This window comes from Massilia aquatica (genome assembly GCF_011682045.1).
In the GTDB taxonomy this organism is placed as follows: domain Bacteria; phylum Pseudomonadota; class Gammaproteobacteria; order Burkholderiales; family Burkholderiaceae_D; genus Telluria_A; species Telluria_A aquatica.
The window spans coordinates 18,637-34,445 of record NZ_VVIW01000013.1; the positions used below are offsets into that span (position 1 = coordinate 18,637).

General features: G+C 65.1%; 11 protein-coding genes. 2 read left to right on the forward strand and 9 right to left on the reverse strand.

Annotated features, from left to right (window positions below; all coding sequences use genetic code 11):
* Positions 1-68 precede the first annotated feature (68 nt).
* A complete protein-coding gene (locus tag F1609_RS20405) occupies positions 69-1,517 on the reverse strand; it encodes a ShlB/FhaC/HecB family hemolysin secretion/activation protein (protein WP_229421965.1) in 1,449 nt (482 codons plus the stop codon).
* A gap of 18 nt (positions 1,518-1,535) precedes the next feature.
* On the opposite strand from F1609_RS20405, the gene F1609_RS34690 reads away from it, so the two are divergent.
* Both F1609_RS34690 and F1609_RS20410 read left to right on the forward strand, forming a co-directional pair.
* Positions 1,536-1,832, forward strand: coding sequence for a hypothetical protein (locus F1609_RS34690; RefSeq protein ID WP_229421966.1), 297 nt, complete (start codon positions 1,536-1,538; stop codon positions 1,830-1,832).
* 363 nt (positions 1,833-2,195) lie between these two features.
* The gene (locus tag F1609_RS20410) at positions 2,196-2,915 is read left to right on the forward strand and encodes a hypothetical protein (RefSeq protein WP_167078501.1); all 720 of its coding nucleotides are present in this window, start codon (positions 2,196-2,198) and stop codon (positions 2,913-2,915) included.
* 4 nt (positions 2,916-2,919) lie between these two features.
* On the opposite strand, the gene F1609_RS20415 is transcribed toward F1609_RS20410, so the two are convergent.
* Genes F1609_RS20415 through F1609_RS20450 form a run of 8 tightly spaced genes read right to left on the reverse strand, consistent with a single transcriptional unit; the run spans position 2,920 to position 15,747 of the window.
* Entirely contained in the window at positions 2,920-4,320 is a 1,401-nt protein-coding gene (locus tag F1609_RS20415; RefSeq protein ID WP_167078502.1) for a GH1 family beta-glucosidase, read from the reverse strand.
* The gene (locus F1609_RS20420; protein ID WP_167078503.1) at positions 4,317-7,400 is read right to left on the reverse strand and encodes a discoidin domain-containing protein; all 3,084 of its coding nucleotides are present in this window, start codon (positions 7,398-7,400) and stop codon (positions 4,317-4,319) included. The genes F1609_RS20415 and F1609_RS20420 overlap by 4 nt, the downstream gene beginning before the upstream one ends.
* On the reverse strand, positions 7,397-8,227 hold the full coding sequence (locus F1609_RS20425) for a carbohydrate ABC transporter permease (RefSeq protein WP_167078504.1): 831 nt from the start codon (positions 8,225-8,227) through the stop codon (positions 7,397-7,399). The genes F1609_RS20420 and F1609_RS20425 overlap by 4 nt, the downstream gene beginning before the upstream one ends.
* Positions 8,224-9,102, reverse strand: coding sequence for a carbohydrate ABC transporter permease (locus F1609_RS20430; protein ID WP_167078505.1), 879 nt, complete (start codon positions 9,100-9,102; stop codon positions 8,224-8,226). The genes F1609_RS20425 and F1609_RS20430 overlap by 4 nt, the downstream gene beginning before the upstream one ends.
* On the reverse strand, positions 9,099-10,373 hold the full coding sequence (locus F1609_RS20435; protein ID WP_167078506.1) for a sugar ABC transporter substrate-binding protein: 1,275 nt from the start codon (positions 10,371-10,373) through the stop codon (positions 9,099-9,101). The genes F1609_RS20430 and F1609_RS20435 overlap by 4 nt, the downstream gene beginning before the upstream one ends.
* Positions 10,370-11,788, reverse strand: coding sequence for a glucoamylase family protein (locus tag F1609_RS20440; RefSeq protein WP_167078507.1), 1,419 nt, complete (start codon positions 11,786-11,788; stop codon positions 10,370-10,372). Before F1609_RS20440 ends, F1609_RS20435 begins: the two co-directional genes overlap by 4 nt.
* Before the next feature lie 13 nt (positions 11,789-11,801).
* Positions 11,802-14,678: a TonB-dependent receptor gene (locus F1609_RS20445; protein WP_167078508.1), complete on the reverse strand. Its 2,877-nt coding sequence runs from the start codon at positions 14,676-14,678 to the stop codon at positions 11,802-11,804.
* 28 nt (positions 14,679-14,706) lie between these two features.
* On the reverse strand, positions 14,707-15,747 hold the full coding sequence (locus F1609_RS20450; protein WP_167078509.1) for a LacI family DNA-binding transcriptional regulator: 1,041 nt from the start codon (positions 15,745-15,747) through the stop codon (positions 14,707-14,709).
* Positions 15,748-15,809 lie beyond the last annotated feature (62 nt).

A 15,809-nucleotide genomic window follows, 5' to 3' on the forward strand; every position in this document is an offset into this window, starting at 1 on the left:
CCTTGGGTGCCTGGACGGCGTCAAACAGGTGCTGCAAAGGGGGTACTGCTGAATAACTGCGGTGGCGCTCAGCGCGCATACGTGATCGATACCGATGGGGTGACGGCGCGCGTCTTGAAGCGCTCCGGTTTACTGACCGGGATGGCCAGGCTGGCCTCGAAGACCAGCCCCTTCCATCTGCCGCGCACGCCGGCAGCGAAGCCGGTCAGGGTGTCGCCGACCAGCCCGGCGGCGCTTGGCCCCGAAACCTTGCCGACGTCGAGCGCCACGAAGGCGCTGCTGTCAATGCCGGCGATCGAGGGCAAGCCGGTCGACAAGTCATTGCGCAGGATCGCGCCGCTTTCGGCCAACAGCACGCTGTCGCCGTCGAAGCCGCGCACGCTGTAGCGCCCGCCGATGCTGATCTGGTCGGCCGACAAGGTCATGTCGCCGGTTTTTTGCAGGCGCAGGCTGGCGCTGTACTGCAGCGCGTGCGCGGCTACCTTGAACGGCTGACTGAAGGAAGCGTTGAAGCTGACGATGCGCGGGCGCAGGGTCAAGCCGCCCTCGGCCGCGCTCGGATAATCGTCTTCCGCGCGGCCCAGGCCGACGCCCATGCGGTAGCCCAGGTCGAGGTCGAGCACGCCCTGGCCGAGGTATTGCTTGAGGGTCACGCCTCCCTGGGCGCTGGTGGTGCGGCGGCGCTGCACGACAAGTTCCACGTCGTCCAGAAAACTGCGCGCGCGCCGGGTCGAGAGGGCCGCGTACATGCCGGCCTTGGCCGAGGCGCTGCGCCACGCCAGATAGCTCCACCTGGCTTCGGCCGTGCTGCTGCTGCCGCTCGAGAGGAAGCGCGCGGTCGTGCCCTGCACGAACTGGGCGAAGCGGCTGCTGCTGTGCGAGACGGAAAAGCTGTGATAGTCCCAGGGAATGCTGTAATTGGCCGACAGGCTGTAGCTGCGATGGTCACGCCGCGGCTGCTGGGCGTTGATGTTGCTGCTCAGGCTGAGGATGTCGTTCAGGCCGGCGGCGTTATCGAGCGACAGCGAACCGGACAACTGGGCGCGCCCGAGCGCTTCCGAGCCGGAGTTGTCCAGGGTAAGGGAGCCGCGCGTACGCTCGAGCAAGGATGCCGCATTGCGCTCGACCAGCACCACGCTGGTGTCGGCCTCCATACCGGGCTCGATGCGGGTCGTGACCGACTGGCTCGGCAAGCGCTTCATCTGCTCGACACCCTGCTCCAGGTCGCGGATATTGAGCACATCGCCCGCCGCCAGTGGAAATGCATTGGTCCAGGTGCCCCAGGCGGTGTCGGCCACGTCGCCGGGCACGCCCGCCCGCACCATCTTCACGCCGGCCACGCGGCCGATGTGCAGCGCGAATACCAGCTTGCCCTCGCTCAGGTTCTGTTGCGGCAAGCTGACGCGGGTGGTGACATATCCAAGCGCAATCAATCGGGCGTCGAGCACGGCGGCAATCTGGCGCACGCCCTGCACCCCGACGCACTGGCCGAGGAAGGGCGCGACGGTGGACGTCATTGCGTCAAACTTTTGTTTATGACCGACAGTAATGCTCTTAATCAAAAAGCAAGGTGTCTCGACCGGCAATTTACTGAGGTCTGTGCTTATCTGCGCCAGTTGCAACAGGACGGCCTTGGTTTGCAATTGCTGCTGCTGTTCGCGGGTGCGCTCCTCTTGCCGACGGATGCCCTCCTGCGCCACCTCGAGCGGATTGAGGGTGAATCCGCCCGGCGTTGCGATCTGCTGCGCCGACGCGGCCGCAGCCGACATGAGCAGCAGTGCGGCATGCACGAAGGAACCCAGCTTGAGTCGGCGGGGCAGGAAACAGAGTGATGTTGGGGTATGAGTAAGCAGCATGGCGGGCAGGTGACAGCCCATCTACATGGCCTGATTCATTGCACAAATCGTAACGAGTCGAGCAGTTTAGCAGATGAACGTGCATTTTAGAAATTGTTTAATTGCAATTTCAAGGCGATTTTCCTATCTCCCCGGATTTCCTATGCATGCCGCATGGAAACACCACGTGCAAAATGAACGCTGTTATAGATGAATTATAGTTACGTAAAAGCATTACCTAAACTGCTTCATTATTTCTTGCAATGCAGCATAAATACAACACCGAATGTAACTCCCGGTTAGCCAGTCAATGGCAAGTAGCGACCCCAGCTCTTGAAATGGCGTCGACAGGCGTCCAAAATGCACCAATCGGATCAGGAGGATTTTCGTATGTACGTGTACGTTTCAGCAGCATGGTTGGCACTCACGCTGTCGGCGACGCAGGCGCACGGGCTCTCGCCCATTGCCGCGCCGGTGCGCTATAAGGTCAGTGACGGCAAGCCGTCCACCAACGTGTCGATTCAAACCGTGACGCTCGAGGCGGTTCCCGGCATGAACCCACAAGCCGTCGGCAAGGCCAATGCGGTCTTGACAGCGGCGGCGGCCAGCTTTGTCCGCGAGGCCAGGCAGTGCGGCACAGCCGCCGTCCAGGGCCGTCCGTGGGGGTTCACATTGGCTTTCGACAAGGCCGTCGTGTCGGACGCTTACCTCAGTGTGGTATTTGCCAAGTCGACTGTGTGCGCCGGCTCGCCCGACGAGGAAAAGGAAGCGCGCGTGTTCGCGCTCAAGAGCGGCGCCCTGGTGACCTCGCCGGACTTGTTCAAGCAACTGCTGCCAAACGCGAAAATCTTGACCGCCATGAGGACAAACAAGGAATTGATCCGCCTCGGCGAGGAAACGGCCGCGACCCTGATCGACGACAGCAAAGCGGTCCTGAAAATCGATGACGAACGCTGCGACTTTTATCTGAAAACCACCTCGTACCGCATCTGGGCCGACGGCAAGCACCTGATCTTTTACCCGGAATTCAATCAGCCATACTCTTTCTGCCAGAAAGAGTACCTGATCCTGCCCGAGTAAGGTCTCACTCGGTCCACATGGCCGCGCCAGTCCACGCCGACGGCCGCGCCGGCACGCCGTCGAGCACCGCGCCATTGGTGGCGATCACTTCGCGGTAAAAATACGCGCTGTCCTTGAGCGTGCGCTCCTGGGTCGCAAAGTTCACGTGCACGATGCCGAAGCGCTTGGAAAAGCCATGCGCCCATTCCAGGTTGTCCAGCAGCGACCAGGCGCAGTAACCGCGCACGTCCACGCCCTTGCCGATCACCTCGTGGATGGCGCGCAGGTGCTTCTGGTAGTAGTCGATCCGCAGCGGATCGTGCACGCGCCCTCCTTCGGCCACCGGCGGATCGAAAAAGGCGGCGCCGTTCTCGGTGATGTACAGCGGCGGATTGCCATAGCGCGCGGCTACCCATTCAAGCGTGTCGCTCAGACCCTTGGCATACACTTCCCAGCCGGTCTCCGTGTAGGTGGCCAGCGGCTGGCGCAGCGCCACCGCCCGCACCGGCAAGGCGGTGGCCTCGTCGCGCGTGACGCTGCGGGTGTAGTAATTGACGCCGATGAAGTCGAGCGGCTGGCGGATCAATTCGAAGTCTTCCGCCGGCCAGTCGGGCCAGGCGTCGCCGTACACGTCCTTCATCTTCTCGGGATAGCGCCCGAAAAACACCGGATCGAGGAACTGGCCGTTCATGTAGGCGTGCCCGCGCGCGGCCGCTTCCTGGTCGGCCGCGCTGTCGCTGGCCGGGTACTTCGGTTCCAGGTTCACCACCAGCCCGATCTCGTGCTTGCCCACCTCGCGGTACATCTTGACGGCAGCGCCATGGGCGCGCAGCAGGTTGTGCGCGGCGATGGGCGCCTCGAAGCGGTTGTGGTGACCCGGCGCCAGCGTGCCATTGAGGTAACCGCCGTCGGACACCACCCACGGCTCGTTGAGCGTGGCCCACGAGGTGACCCTGTCGTCGAGCCGGTCGAACATCACGCGCGCGTAATCGGCAAACCAGCCGGCGATATCGCGATTGAGCCAGCCGCCCTGGTTGTCCAGCGCCTCCGGCAAATCCCAGTGGAACAAGGTGACCATCGGCTTGATGCCCTGCGCCAGCAGGCGATCCACCAGTTCGTCGTAGAAGCCGATGCCGACCGGGTTGACCGCGCCGCGCCCGGACGGCATGACGCGGCTCCACGATATGCTGAAACGGTAGGCTTGCAGGCCGATCTCGCGCATCAGCGCCACGTCTTGCGCAGAGCGGCGGTAATGGTCGCAGGCCACGTCGCCGGTGTCACCATCGCGGATATTGCCGGGCGAGTGAGCGAAGCGCTGCCAGATGCTCGGTCCCGCGCCATCGGCCAGCGGCGAGCCTTCGATCTGGTAGGCCGATGTCGACGCCCCCCACAGAAAATTTTTGGGAAAGTTAATTGTGTTGGTCATGGTTTTCCCTTGGTGTGATCGAGTGCGATGAAAATGGTGGCCGGCAGCGTGCCGATACGCAGTTCGCCGCCGCGCCAGAGCGCGGCCTTGCCGTTCATGGTGGTGCGCGCGCCGCTCCAGCGGGCATCGTGCGCGCGCAGGCGCACACCGCCAGGCGGCCGCTTGATCTTACCTCCAATCCCCATGGTGATGCCGCGCGCGTCGGAGCGGATGGTGTAATCGAGCCAGCCGTACCCGGTCGGCAAAGACTGCACAGCGACGCCCGCGCCAGCGAGCCAGGCAGCCGGAATGCCATCGGCGACGATCAGCGACTGGTCGGACTCTCGCTCGTAGGCAAACAGGTCGAGCGTGGAGCGGATGAAGTCCGACGCAATCCAGCCGTGCGGCATGTCGCCCACAAAGCGCGGCGCGCGCGCGTCGCGCCCCACCACCTCGGCCCACTGGTTCCAGGCGGCGGGCCGGCGGTCGCGCATGAAAAAATCGAGCAGTTCGTGCGCGCGTTCGCGCCATCCGAGCCGCACGAACGCGGCCACGTTGCGCAGTTCGTACGGCGTGTAGTCGTTCCACTCGCGCCGCCCGTCGCGCCGCGCCGCCGCATCAAGCCAGTAACGTTCGAACGTCCCGTGCAGCAGGTCTTGCGGCAGGCGCTGTTGCAGCCCGCCCGGCGAGAGCGCGATGGTGCTGGAGGTGGGATCGAAGTCCCCCAGTTCCGCCGCGCCCGCAAGGTAGCCGATGCGGTGCGTGCTGGCGGTCAGGCGCAGGGATGCCAGCAGCTCGCGCTCGAACTGGTCGGCCTGCGCGGTCAGGGCAGCGGCGTGCGCCGGCTCGCTCACCACCCTGGCCAGCATGGCGGCGTCGCGATAGCCGCGCAGGCCCCAGAAATTGTCCCAGTTCGCGTGCATCGGCTTGGCCGAATAGCCTTCGTGGCTGATCGACGCCGGCAGCAGGCCATACAGCATGCGCCGCCCGGGCACGAGATTGGCCGCCGTCCGTTGCGACTGGCGCTGCCGCTCCATGTAGGCCGCCGCCGCCTTTACGCGCGGCCAGAGGCGCGTCACCAGTTCGCGCTCGTGCGTGTAGCGCCACACTTGCGCCACCAGGAAAATGAACTCGCCCTGGCTGTCGTTCTCCGGCACCGGGTCGGCGCCGCGCCGGTCCACGCAGCAGGGGATCTTACCGTTCGCGAACTGGTGCGGCGCATACCAGTTCACGTAGTCGCGTGCGTCGGTGTGGTCGCCCAGCCGCAGCATCGCTTCCGACATCATGGCGCCATCGCGGATCCACGAGCGTGCATACGAGCGCGTGCCGGGCATCAGCGCCGCGCCGTCGCGCGTCATCAAGATGTGCGCCAGCGACGAACGCAGGGTGTCCACCAGCGGCTGCGCCGAGGGCGGAACGGTGAACAACACGCGATTGAGGCGCGCGCGCCAGCCGCTGGCGACGTCGTCCTGCATCCTGGTGAGCCATTGCGCGGGACTGGCGCCGGCCAGCTGCGGCGCCTGCGCCGGGCCGTTCAACGGCAGCGCCAGGCCGAACACCGCCGTCGCGCCCGGCGCCAGCGTGACGTCGTACGCCAGCGCGCCGGAGGCGAAGCCGGCTTCGTCCTCCACCCGCCGCAGCGCACTCCAGCCGTCGCCGGCGAGGCGCGCCGGAATGGCGGTATGGTCGAACGACGACACGCCGGCGTGATCGGGAGCGGCCAAACTCCACACGCGGGTGGCGCCATCGACCGCGAAACTGTCGCCGTTCCAGGCGAGCGTGCGGATCGGGCTCACGCCAGGTGGCGTATTCAAGAACTGCATCGGTGGATTGACTTGCAAGGGCCGCAGCGCCAGTACCAGCCGCACGGTCAATGCCGCATCCGACGTGTTGGCCAGGTCGTAGCGCGCAATCAGCTGCGAAGTGGCCGCTGTACCCTGCGCGAAGGCGCTCGTGCGCAGCTGCCAGCGCGGCGCCGTCCAGGTCACCGACGGTATCGGCAGATAGCCGTCCTGCAGCGCGTGCGAGGTCGATACATCGGCCCAGGTAACCAGCTTGCCCCCGTCAATCACGAACGGTTCGATCGTGAATCCGGCGCGCGCCGCTTCAATCGCGCCGTCTTCCGAGATCAGCCCCGTTTCGCGGCCACCGTCCACCCCAAGCACGGTCCAGTAATTCTGCTGCCCCGACATGCCGCGCGGGTAATGGCCGCGCGGCGCCTCCGTTGCCAGGGCCTGGAAGAAGCTGTTGGCCGATGCGCCGTACGCCAGGTCTTTCAGTTCGATGCGATCGAGCCGGTATGGCTGCGCCGGCGCGCCGGGTAGCGCCACGCGCACGTAGCGTGCCTCGGACTCGCCCAGCAGCAGCGGATCGGCGCCGCCGCTGCCGTCGACCACCTTGCGCACCGTGCGCCAGGTGCTGCCATCGTTCGAGAATGCGACCTCGTAGCGGGCGGCGTGCAGCCCGTCCGCCCAGTGCAGCACCAGGCCGCCGAATTCGCGCGGCACGCCATAATCGACCGTCACCGCGCCCGGCGTGGTGGCGACGACCGGCTCGGGTGGTGGCCCGGACGGCGCAATGGCGCGCATGCGCAGGTCGTCGATCCAGACCGACCCACGCCCGCCGTCACGCCCGGCGCTGACCACCAGTTCCATCTGTTCGGTGCGGCGCAGCGTGCGGTCGCTGGCCGGCCCCCAGGCAAAATCGATGTGGCGTTTTTTAAACGTCACCTTTTGCCACTCGCGCGAGATGGCGAAGTTGGGCCGGTTGACCCACCAGACGTTGTCGCCGCTGGCGTCGACCAGTTTCATTTCGAAGTTGTTGAGCGGGGCGTCGGCGCGCAGCCAGAACGAGATGGCAAAGTCGCCGTCGAAGTCGAGCGGCAGCACGCGCTTTGCGCTGGCATAGCCGGCGGCGCTGCCGAAGTCGAAGTCGAAGCGCATGCCCTGCCCCTGCACGCCCGGCGCGCCCGACGCGCTGGCGGTGACGCCGTCCGACACCACTGCCTTCCACGCGAGCGGCTGCTCGAAGTCGTCCAGGATGCGTTCCTGCGCCTGCGCGCTGAGCATCGTGCACAGCAACAGCGGCCATGCTTTCATCATCCCTTCACGCTCCCCACCAGCAAGCCCTGGATATAATAGCGCTGCAAGACCAGGAACAGCAGCAGCACCGGCAGGATGGTGAGCACCGATCCGGCCATCATCATCTCGTTATCCTGCACATGCTCGCGCGAGAGCGACGCCAGCGCCACCGGCAAGGTGTAGAGGTCCTTGTCGGTGAGGACGATCAGCGGCCACATGAAGTCGTTCCAGCTGCCCAGGAAGCTGAAGATCGCCAGCGTCACCAAAATCGGCGCCAGCAGCGGCAGCACGATCGAGCGGAAGATGCGGAACTCGCTGGCGCCGTCGAGCCGCGCCGCTTCGAGCAGCGCGTCGGGAATGGTCAGCGCATACTGGCGCACCAAAAAAATCCCGAAGATGCTGGCCGCCGCCGGCACCAGCACCCCCACGTAGGTGTTCACAAGCCCCATCTGCTTCATGATCAAGAACAGCGGCAGCATCGCCACCTGCCCGGGAATGACCAAAGCCCCCAGCAGCAGCTTGAAAATGCGGTCGCGCCCCGCGAAACGCAGCTTGGCGAACGCGTAGCCCGCGCCCACGTTAAATACCAGCGACAGCAGGGTGGCGGCCAGGGCCAGCACCAGGCTATTCAAAAAATAGCGCTTGACGCCGGCCTGCGCAAACAGCTCCAGGTAATTGGCCAGCGTGGCCTGGCGCGGCAGCAGCGGCGGCGGGAAGTGGCTCGCTTCGCCATGCGCCATGAAGGAGACTGACGTCATCCACAGCAGTGGAAACATCGCCAGCAGTGCGCACAGCACCAGCACCGCATTGATCCACACGCGCCGGGGCATGGCGCCGTGCGCGCTCATTCTTCCAGCCCGCGGCCGGCCACGCGCATCTGCAGCATGGTCACGCCGAACATGAGCAGGAACAGGATGAAGGCGACCGCCGTCGCGCTACCCAGGTTCCACCATTTGAAGCCCTGCTCGTACATGAAGTACAACACGCTGACGGTGCTTTGCAGCGGCCCGCCTTCGGTCATCATGTATGGTTCGGCGAACAGCTGGAAGTAGCCGGCCATGGTGAGGATGCTGACCATGAACATGGTCGGCGCCAGCGCCGGCAAAGTGATGTGGCGCAGCATAGCCATGCTGCGCGCGCCATCGAGTTCGGCCGCCTCGTACAGATCGGCCGGGATGCTTTGCAGGCCGGCCAGGAAGATGATCATGTTGTAGCCGAAGTTCTTCCAGACCGCGAACAGGATAATCGAGGGCATCGCAAAACGCGGGTCGCCCAGCCAGTCCACCGGCGCGATCCCCACCAGATCGAGCCCGTAGTTGATGAAGCCATAGCGCGAGTGGTACAGGTAGCGCCAGATGACGGCCACCGCCACCATCGAGGTGACCACCGGCGCGAAGAAAGCGGTACGAAACAGCGGCTTGAACCACGCCAGCTGGGAGTTGAGCAGCAGCGCCGCGCCGAGCGAGGCGGCAATCGAGAGCGGCACTCCGACCACCACGAAGAACAGCGTGTTGCCCAGCGCCTTCCAGAACAGCGGTGTTTGCAGCAGTTCCGCATAATTGGCCAGGCCAACGAAGCGCAGGTTCTTCAGGTCCGCCAGCGCGTACAGGTCGAAGTCGGTCATGCTCATCGCCAGCGCGGCGAATACCGGCACGAAGAAAAACACGCCGATCACCAGCAGCGGCGGGCCCACCATCCACCATGCGGCGCGGCCGCTCTTCATGCCCTGCCCCGCTGGTCGAGCATCCAGCGGCGTTTTTCCAGGATGCGGTCGGTGCGCGCGTCGAGCTCCGTCACGGCTTGCTCGAGCGTCATGCGGCCCGCCACCAGCGCCTCGGTCACGATGCGCATCTCGGTGCCGATGCGCTCCCATTCAGGCACCTTGGGCGGCGACTTGGCGCGCTCGAGCTGCTCGCGAAAGGCCGCCGAATACGGATCGCCCTGCAACGCCGGGTCGGCCCACGCGCTGCGGCGCGGCGGCAGGTTGCCGGTCATCTGGTAAAAGCGCCGCTGCACATCCGGCTGCGACAGGTATTCGATTACCTTCCACGCTTCTTCTTTATGCTGCGACGCCTTGAACACGACCAGGCTGGCGCCGCCGGCCACCGAAGCGCCGGGGCCGCGCGGTCCGGGCAGGGGCGCCGTCATCCAGGTGTGCTGTTTGTCGGGCGGCAGGCGGCGCTTGAATTCGCCGATATTCCATGGCCCGGAGATGTAGAAGGCAAAAAAGCCCTTGGCAAATTCATCCCACACGTTCGAAATCGCCGTGGCCGAGAGGCGCGGCGCCAGGCCGGTTTTGAAGATGTCGAGATAAAACTGCAAGGTGGCGCGAAAATCGGCATGGCGGAAGTCGCCGAAGCGCCCTCCTTCGCGCAACAGCGGCGCGTCCTGCTGCAACGCCAGCGACAGCAGTTGTTCGTATTCGTTCAGCGGCAGCAGCACGCCATAGTTTTGCGGGCTGCGTTGTTTTACGGCGCGCATGGCATCAAGCCATTCGGCCCAGCTGGCGGGCGGCCTGGCAAAGCCGGCGTCCCGCAGCAGGTCCTTGCGATAGTAAATCAGGCGCGTGTCGACATACCAGGGCACCCCGAACAACTGGGCGTCGATCTGGTTCGAGGCCCAGATGCCGGGAAAATAGTCGGCGCTCATGACGCCGTCGGCGCGGTCGACGCGCTCGCCCAGCGGCTCGATCGCGCCCAGCGCCGCGAACTGCGGTATCCAGGTATTCCCGAGCTGGCACAGGTCGGGCGTGACATCGCCGGCAAAAGCGGTCAGCAGTTTTTCCTGGGCCGACAGCCACGGCAGCTGCTGCACCTTGATGCGGATGCCGGGGTTGATTCTCTCAAAGTCGGCCAGCAGTTCCTTGACCACTTCGCCCTCGCGCCCCATGGCCCACAGGCGCAGTTCCACCGGGCCGCCGCTGCGCCGCTCGCAGCCGGCCAGCAGCAGTGCCAGCGCCGAACCGGCGACCCAGTGGCGCCGCCGCAAATTCATGGCCTGGCCTCGGTCTCGAGCCAGCCGCCAGAAAAGCCGGCTTTGCGCAAGCCGGTGCGGATCACCGGATTGCCGCGCATGACGCGCCACACCGATTCGTCGCGGTGGTTCGCAATCATCGCCAGGATCGGGCCCTGGTCGATGCCCAGGTAGTCGGTGTCGATCCAGCCGAAGCCCGGCACGCGGCGCCCGTTGGCCAGCTTGATGCCGAAGTCGAAAGTCGGATTGAAGGCGTCGAGGAAGCCGTATTTACCGTAGATCTGCTTGCCGTAGCGCGCGTGCATATCGGTGATCGCGGGAATGGCGATCTCCGGCGCGAAGGCGATCGAGGCCGCCGCGCCGGTCGGGGCAATGGTGCAGTCGTCGTAGTGCTGCTTGCCCATGCCGCGCCCGGCGTAGCTGCGGAACTTGCGCCGCTTGCCGCCGTCGGTGATGGTGGCGTCGGCCGGGCCGTCGCTGGCCGTCACCCCCCACAGATTGGCGCCATAGCCCTTGCAGCCGAGCGGATTGGCAATGGCGTAGGCCTGCTGCGCGTAAGTGGCGCGCCGGCTGTTTTCAAAATAGTCGATGCCGCGCTTGCGCATGTAGGCATCCTGGATGCCGCGAAAATCGATCCACACGTGCGAATACTGGTGCCCGAAGTGCGGGGCGAACGCCAGGTGTTCCTGGCCCCACAACGTGCCCCAGGTCTTGTCGTAGGTGCTGGTCCACTCGTCCCAGGCCTTGGGGTCGACCGGGTGCGTGGGCGAGGCCAGCGCCAGCACGTACACCAGCATCGCTTCGTTATAGCCGCGCCAGTCGTAGGGCAGCATGCCGGTTTCGGGATGCCACCCAAGCACGATGGCCGGCGGGCGCGCCTGCGCCCATTGCCAGTCGACGCGCCGATACAGTTCATCGGCCAGGCGGCGGATTTCGACCTCCTGTTCGTCGGCGCCGTCGAAATACGACTGCATGTGCAGCACGCCGGCGATCAAGAGGGCCGTGTCCACCGTCGAGAGCTCCGAGTTGGAACTGCGCGCGCCGGTTTTCATGTCCAGGAAGTGATAGAAAAAACCCTTGTAGCCGCTCATGCCCTGCGCCGCCTTGCCTTGCGGGGCATTGCGGAAGAAACGCAGGGTGGTCAGCACCCGTTCGCGCGCCTGCGCACGCGTGATGTAGCCACGCTCGATGCCGATCGGGTAGGCGGTCAGGCCGAAGCCGACCGCCGCGATGCTCGAGAACGACGGCGACGGATAACGGTCGGGCACCAGCCCATTGGCCGGATTGGCAGTCTCCCAGAAAAAGCGGAAGGTGCGTTCGGACAGGTCGTCCAGCAGCGCCGCCGCCGGCCCTGGAACCGCAGGCGCGGCATGGGCCAGCGGCATCGTCGCGATGGCGCCAACCAGCGCGGCCATCGGCATCAAGCGTTTTCTCATCGACTTCCCTTATTTAAAATGCATAGCGCGCGGTGAGTTTAACCGTTCGCATCGGACCCGTCACGGCGCCCGGAACTCCCAGCTTGACGTTGTCGCCGCCAAGGTAGTTGGGATTGTTTTTGGTCGGCCCGCCGCCCCAGGCATCGTAGGCGGCGTAATTAACCGTGTTGAAGACGTTGAGCACGTCGAAGCGTACCGACACCTTGCCGAAACCGACACCGAGATCCTTGGCCATGGCCATGTCGACGGTGCGGAACGAGCCGCCATCGCCCTTGCGCGACACGCAGGCCTCAAAGCCCGCGGAGCAGTCGGTGATCCGGTACGGCAGGCCGCTGCCAAGCGTCACTTTGGACGAGAACATGATCCCGAACGGCAGCAGACGGTCGCTCAGGCCCGCCACCACCAGGCGATGGCGTTCGACCGTGGTCGACGGATTCCACGAGTGGGCGTAACGGCCGAAGGTCCAGTTGAACATGTCGTTGTTCCACTCCTTGTTCGTGGTCTCGCCTTCGGAGTAGGTGTAGGTCGCGGCCAGGCCCCAGCCCGACGCGGTGGAAAATGGCTTGTCGCCTTTCAGGTAGGCGGACGAGGTTTTTGCCTGCGAGATGAAGTCGCCCAGGATCAGGGTGCCGTAGCCGGGCACGGAGCTGAACATCGGGTCGATCGGGCTGGCATTGCCCCAGCCGCCGTTGACGTCGCGGTTACCGCCGAACCAGTTGAACTGGTTGCGGCTGCGCGAGACGGTCGCCCCGGCTTCGGTATTCCATGCGCCCAGCGCCTGGCGCACGCCGACGCTGAACTGGTCGGTGTACGGCAGCTTGTGTTCACTGCGGACCAGCCAGATCTCGCCGCCGGCCTGCGAGTTCTTTTGCAGTTCGTCCAGCGCCACGTTGGCGATGGTGCGGTCGTAGGCGCGCCCGGCACCGGCGAAAAAGACCGTATTGCTGTCGCCGAAAAGGTCGTACGAGAGCCCGACGCGCGGCTGCCACGCATCCTTGAACGACTTGCGGTTCGAGCCGGTGCTGATGTAGTTCCCGATCGTCACGCCGCCCTTGGCCAGCGACTGCGCGTAGGTCTGGCCCACAGGCGCACCGGAACGCGGGTCCTGCTTGCCGAACAGGCCGGCGCGGTCGCTTGGGGTAACGTAGCTGTCGTTGAGCATATTCGTCTCGTAATCCCAGCGCAGGCCGAGGTTCAGTTCGAGCTGCTTGGTCAGCTTCCAGTCGTCCTGCAGGTACACGCCGTACTGGCGGTCGGTGTAGCTCACGCCGGTCGGCGCCAGCGCGCGCGAAATTTCGAAGACCTGTGGAATGCCGGTCACGTTGTCGATCATCTCGCGCCGGATATCGATGGCGTTCGAGGTGCCGTACAGCTTGAAGTCGACCTTCTTGACCTTGACCCCGCCCTTGATCGTGTGGCCGTCAAGACCGGTCCAGGTCAGGCTCTCGCTGAACGAGAGGCCTTTCTGCATGCGGTCCTGGGCATCCGGCGAGCCGCCGGTAAACAATACATCAACCACGTTCTTGGTCTCGTTGCTCGGCGAGACCACATACTTTACGTAAGGCGTCGACAGCAGCGCGCTCGGATTCCAATGGAATTTTTCGTAGCCGATGCGCGCTTCGTTGAGGAAGTCGCCGCGTGAAAATTCGTGTTTCAGGTCGATCCGCGTTTCGTCGTTCTTGCGGTCTTTCTCGTTGCCCGGCACCGACAGCTTGAAGTCTTCCGGCACCAGGTCGTTCTCGCGCCGCACGCGCGTGGTCAGTTCGATCAGGTGGTCTTCGCCGATGCGCGTGGTGAGCTTGCCGAGCACCAGGTCTTCCTTGAACTTGGCGGTGGCCGATCCGGCCTGCGCCAGCAGGGACGGCACGATGCCGGCGTTGGGCAGCAAGTCCTGGCGCTGGGCCACCACCTGGCGCGGCGTGTCGATCCGCTTGCCTTCGTACGCGATGAAGTAATGCATCACGTCTTCCTTGATCGGCCCCCCGAGCGTGGCCCCGTACTGCTTCTGCGAGTAGCGCGGGCGCTCGACGCCGTCGGCCTTGTTCTTCTTCTGGAACGGATCGTGGGCGGTCAGGTTGGCGCCGGTGCGGTCGAAAAACACATCGCCATGCAACTGGTTGGTGCCCGACTTGGTGATCGCCGTGATCGCGGTCGAACTGACCTGGTCGAATTCGGCCTTGTAGTTTTGCGAAACCACCTTGTACTCGGCCACCGCCGACTGCGGGAACGGGTTGCCGCGCGAAGAGTCCAGGCCGGACATGCCGCCGCGCAGGATATAGTTTTTCTGGCCGACGCCGTCGATGAAGACGTTCACGTTATCCTGGTTCTGCGCCCCGCCCTGCAAGGTGCCGTAGCCGGTCTTGGCCTCAACGTCGAAGCGCACGCCCGGCGCCAGGTCGGCAAAGGCGAGGAAGTTGCGCGAGACCTGCGGCAGGCTCTCGATCTGCGCGCGCGAGACGCTGGTGCCCACCTCGGACGTCTTGACGTTGCGGCGCTGGGCCGAACCCAGGATCACCACCTGCGCCATGTTGGCCGGGTTGGCCGGGTTGGCCGCGCCCAGCGACAGGTCGAGCGAGGCGGTCTGGCCGATCGACAGCGTGACCTTTTCGGTGCTCTGGCCGCCGACCTTGATCGCATACTCGCCCGGCGGCAGGCCGGTGAGCACGTAGCTGCCGTCGGCGCCGGTGCTGGTGCGGTACTTGTAGCCGGTGGCCGTATTGCTGGCGACGACCGGCGTGGCCGGCGCCGCGGGCGCGCCGCTCTGCGTGATTTGTCCCTTGATGGTGGCGCTGCTTAACTGCGCATGCGCCGGCGCGGCGGCCAGCATGGCTACCGTCGACAGTCCCACCAATGCCCGGCGCAGTTCGCGCACGCCCGTTTTCATCTTCATGCATTTCTCCCGTTGTTTATAGTTGTCGTTATTTCAGAATGTCGTTTTCCGTCATGCCCTGCGCATGCGCGCCGCACGAGCGCCGCACCACCAGTTCGGTTTGCACCACCTGCACGGTTTTTTTTGTCCCCTGCGGGTTTTCAATCTCAAAGGCCAGGCATTCGAGCGCGCGACTGCCCATTTCGGTGATCCGTACGCGCACGGTGGTCAAGGGCGGCGTGACGAAGCGCGCCGTCGGCACATCGTCGAAGCCGGCCAGCGCGATGTCGCGCGGGACCACCAGGCCGCCCTCGCCCAGCGCGAACAGGCAGCCGATCGCCATCATGTCGTTGGCGGCGAACACCGCGTCCGGCAGGCGTTTCAAGGCGCGCAGCTGCTGGCCGGCGCGGTAGCCCGATTCCTCGCCGAAGTCGCCGCGCAGCACTTCCGGCTCGAAGCGCGGCGCCCCTGGCAGCAAGCGCGCGATGGTCTCGCGAAAGCCGCGCAGGCGTTCTTCGGCGTCGAAGTTGTCGGCCGGGCCGGCGATCATGACGATGCTGCGGTGCCCCATCTCGACCAGGTGCTGCACCATGTCGGCCGCGCCGCCGTGGTTGTCGACCGCCAGGGCCGAACAATCGTGGCCGGTGGCGCGCGTATTGACAAGCACGATGGGCAGGCTGTCGGGCAGGTTGTCGGCCAAAAAACCGGCATCGACATGCGGCGACATCACGATCAGGCCATCGACCCGGCCGCTCATGGCGCGCATGGCCCGCGCAGCTTCGCCGGCGTCGCCGTGCGAACTCGATACCAGCAGGTGCAGGCCGCGCCGGTGCGCCGCCATGTCGATCCCGCGAATGAGCTCCGAAAAGAACTCGCCATGCAGGTCGGGCAGCACCACGCCGATGGTTTCGGTGCGGCTGGTCGACAGGCTGCGCGCGCCGCTGTGCGGAATGTAGCGCAAACTGCGCGCGGCAGCCAACACCAGCTGGCGCGTCTCGTCGGTGACGGTGTCGCTGCCATTCAACGCGCGCGACACCGAGGCGACCGACACATTGGCCGCGCGCGCCACATCCTTGATCGTTACCGCCATAAAAACACCACGCTTTCACCCCTCCCGCATAAACCCCGGTAACCGATTACATTTTTTCTAAT

What these genes read in the sequence shown, in the direction of transcription:
- F1609_RS20435 (WP_167078506.1), bottom strand. Translation starts at nt 10,373, where the DNA reads ATGAATTTGCGGCGGCGCCACTGGGTCGCCGGTTCGGCGCTGGCACTG.
- F1609_RS20410 (WP_167078501.1), top strand. Translation starts at nt 2,196, where the DNA reads ATGCACCAATCGGATCAGGAGGATTTTCGTATGTACGTGTACGTTTCA.
- F1609_RS20420 (WP_167078503.1), bottom strand. Translation starts at nt 7,400, where the DNA reads ATGATGAAAGCATGGCCGCTGTTGCTGTGCACGATGCTCAGCGCGCAG.
- F1609_RS20415 (WP_167078502.1), bottom strand. Translation starts at nt 4,320, where the DNA reads ATGACCAACACAATTAACTTTCCCAAAAATTTTCTGTGGGGGGCGTCG.
- F1609_RS20440 (WP_167078507.1), bottom strand. Translation starts at nt 11,788, where the DNA reads ATGAGAAAACGCTTGATGCCGATGGCCGCGCTGGTTGGCGCCATCGCG.
- F1609_RS20430 (WP_167078505.1), bottom strand. Translation starts at nt 9,102, where the DNA reads ATGAAGAGCGGCCGCGCCGCATGGTGGATGGTGGGCCCGCCGCTGCTG.
- F1609_RS20425 (WP_167078504.1), bottom strand. Translation starts at nt 8,227, where the DNA reads ATGAGCGCGCACGGCGCCATGCCCCGGCGCGTGTGGATCAATGCGGTG.
- F1609_RS20445 (WP_167078508.1), bottom strand. Translation starts at nt 14,678, where the DNA reads ATGAAGATGAAAACGGGCGTGCGCGAACTGCGCCGGGCATTGGTGGGA.
- F1609_RS34690 (WP_229421966.1), top strand. Translation starts at nt 1,536, where the DNA reads ATGACCGACAGTAATGCTCTTAATCAAAAAGCAAGGTGTCTCGACCGG.
- F1609_RS20405 (WP_229421965.1), bottom strand. Translation starts at nt 1,517, where the DNA reads ATGACGTCCACCGTCGCGCCCTTCCTCGGCCAGTGCGTCGGGGTGCAG.
- F1609_RS20450 (WP_167078509.1), bottom strand. Translation starts at nt 15,747, where the DNA reads ATGGCGGTAACGATCAAGGATGTGGCGCGCGCGGCCAATGTGTCGGTC.